The sequence below is a fragment of the Spiroplasma endosymbiont of Lariophagus distinguendus genome (genome assembly GCF_023846195.1).
Lineage (GTDB): Bacteria > Bacillota_I > Bacilli_A > Mycoplasmatales > VBWQ01 > Spiroplasma_E.
Map to the genome: position 1 here is coordinate 1 of NZ_JALMUW010000172.1, position 603 is coordinate 603.

At 18.1% G+C, this 603-nt stretch carries 1 protein-coding gene; it reads left to right on the plus strand.

The window, feature by feature from the left end; genetic code table 4:
• On the plus strand, positions 1-467 hold a 467-nt coding region (locus M0D11_RS06380; protein WP_252321139.1), incomplete at its 5' end, for a DUF3800 domain-containing protein.
• Positions 468-603 lie beyond the last annotated feature (136 nt).

Here is a 603-nt window from a genome sequence, read left to right on the forward strand (position 1 = left end):
CTAAAAATATTAGAAAAAAACATCGAAAAAATAATTATAATATGCATAAAGTTCATATAATAGCTCAATTATTAATAAGATTTATTTGCCCAAAAATTAATTCAAAAGAAATAAAATCAATATATAAAATAAAGATTAATATCATTTTAGATATTGATAATTTTTATTTTGTCAGAGACTGTAAAAATTTAGAAGATTATTTAATTAATAAACATCCATTTTTAAAAAAATATAAAAATTTTAGTTATAATTTTAATTTTGAAGATTCTAAAAAAGATTATTGTTTACAAGGAGCAGATTTTCTAGCAAATGCAACATTAAGAGTATATAATAAATCAAATAAAATAAATTTTTTAGAATTTATACAAGAAAAGAAAAATATTTTAATTAAAGAATTACCTTATAATTTAAATATTGATAAGTATAAATTAAGCACGTATAAAGAAAAAAATAAATGATGATATTAATATCATTTGACAATATTTTGAGAAACTGTTAATATATAAATATAAAGGTGGCCATAGGATTAATAATCTGGATAGTGGTAAGAACGTTGTTCCGTTTCCCACCTTTTTTCTTTTATATAAAAAAAGTTACCTATAT